This window comes from Chryseobacterium salipaludis, from assembly GCF_022968825.1.
GTDB lineage: Bacteria > Bacteroidota > Bacteroidia > Flavobacteriales > Weeksellaceae > Kaistella > Kaistella salipaludis.
On the sequence record NZ_JALHKS010000013.1, the window covers coordinates 1 to 2,115 of the forward strand.

At 45.3% G+C, this 2,115-nt stretch carries 1 rRNA gene; it reads right to left on the bottom strand.

Annotation, left to right across the window (positions count from 1 at the left end):
* Nucleotides 1–121: 121 nt before the first annotated feature.
* Nucleotides 122–1,638, bottom strand: a 16S ribosomal RNA gene (locus tag MVI27_RS11745).
* Between the last annotated feature and the right edge of the window lie 477 nt (nucleotides 1,639–2,115).

Consider the following 2,115-nt stretch of genomic DNA (forward strand, 5'->3'; position numbering starts at 1 on the left):
CGCCCCTTCTACTAATTTCTAGTGGGTATAAGTTAAAATAATAACCAAAAAGTAAAAACTAAAGCATCCTTTATTATAAAGCCAAAGGATTAATAAAATGTTTCTTGACTAAAAGTCTCTAAAATGAGATGTTCCAGCCGCACCTTCCGGTACGGCTACCTTGTTACGACTTAGCCCTAGTTACCAGTTTTACCCTAGGCAGCTCCTGTTACGGTCACCGACTTCAGGTACCCCCGGCTTCCATGGCTTGACGGGCGGTGTGTACAAGGCCCGGGAACGTATTCACCGCGCCATGGCTGATGCGCGATTACTAGCGATTCCAGCTTCATAGAGTCGAGTTGCAGACTCCAATCCGAACTGAGACCGGCTTTCGAGATTCGCATCACATCGCTGTGTAGCTGCCCTCTGTACCGGCCATTGTATTACGTGTGTGGCCCAAGACGTAAGGGCCGTGATGATTTGACGTCATCCCCACCTTCCTCTCTACTTGCGTAGGCAGTCTCACTAGAGTCCTCAACTGAATGGTAGCAACTAGTGACAGGGGTTGCGCTCGTTGCAGGACTTAACCTAACACCTCACGGCACGAGCTGACGACAACCATGCAGCACCTTGGAAATTGTCCGAAGAAAAGCCTATTTCTAAGCCTGTCAATTCCCATTTAAGTCTTGGTAAGGTTCCTCGCGTATCATCGAATTAAACCACATAATCCACCGCTTGTGCGGGCCCCCGTCAATTCCTTTGAGTTTCATTCTTGCGAACGTACTCCCCAGGTGGCTAACTTATCACTTTCGCTTGGTCTCTGAATCCGAAAATCCAAAAACGAGTTAGCATCGTTTACAGCGTGGACTACCAGGGTATCTAATCCTGTTCGCTCCCCACGCTTTCGTCCCTCAGCGTCAGTTAAATCTTAGTGACCTGCCTTCGCAATTGGTGTTCTAAGTAATATCTATGCATTTCACCGCTACACTACTTATTCCAGCCACTTCAAATTTACTCAAGACCGACAGTATCAACGGCAGTTTCATAGTTGAGCTATGAGATTTCACCACTGACTTATCGGCCCGCCTACGGACCCTTTAAACCCAATAAATCCGGATAACGCTTGCACCCTCCGTATTACCGCGGCTGCTGGCACGGAGTTAGCCGGTGCTTATTCGTACAGTACCTTCAGCTTCCTACACGTAGGAAGGTTTATCCCTGTACAAAAGAAGTTTACAATCCATAGGACCGTCATCCTTCACGCGGGATGGCTGGATCAGGCTTTCACCCATTGTCCAATATTCCTCACTGCTGCCTCCCGTAGGAGTCTGGTCCGTGTCTCAGTACCAGTGTGGGGGATCTCCCTCTCAGGACCCCTAAAGATCATAGACTTGGTGAGCCGTTACCTCACCAACTATCTAATCTTGCGCGTGCCCATCTTTATCCACCGGAGTTTTCAATATTAAATGATGCCACTCAATATATTATGGGGTATTAATCTTCCTTTCGGAAGGCTATTCCCCAGATAAAGGCAGGTTGCACACGTGTTACGCACCCGTACGCCGCTCTCTCTCTTCCGAAGAAGAAATACCGCTCGGCTTGCATGTGTTAGGCCTCCCGCTAGCGTTCATCCTGAGCCAGGATCAAACTCTCCATTGTAGTGCTTGTATCCTTTATATGACTCAAATAAAGTTATTTGACGCTTTAGTTTTTCCTTACTTTTTTGGTTGTTATTTGTATGTCAATGATCTCTTGTTCTTTTCGCTTTATTTTCAAAACAAACTTCTGTCGTTGTTGTCCTGAATTGCGAGTGCAAAAGTAGTAAATGTTTTTGTTGTGTGCAAATGTTTTTGAAAATAATTTGAAAAAAGTTTCTCGTAAAACTTAAAAGCCTTTTTCAACTTCCTTTCCCAAAACCTTCACCTTAAAAACCGCTCCTTCGCTTTTCCCGAATCGGGACTGCAAAGATAAAAACAATTTTTAATTACACAAAGAAAAAAGTGAGAATTTTTTTTCAGCATCCCAAAGCTCCTGAAAGCTCTGAAACACCGCGCTTCTTCCCCTTTTCCTCAATCGTACCCCTTCGCTGTCTACTCGTTTCCTTTTGACTCTGCAAAAATAGGCACATTATTTGAA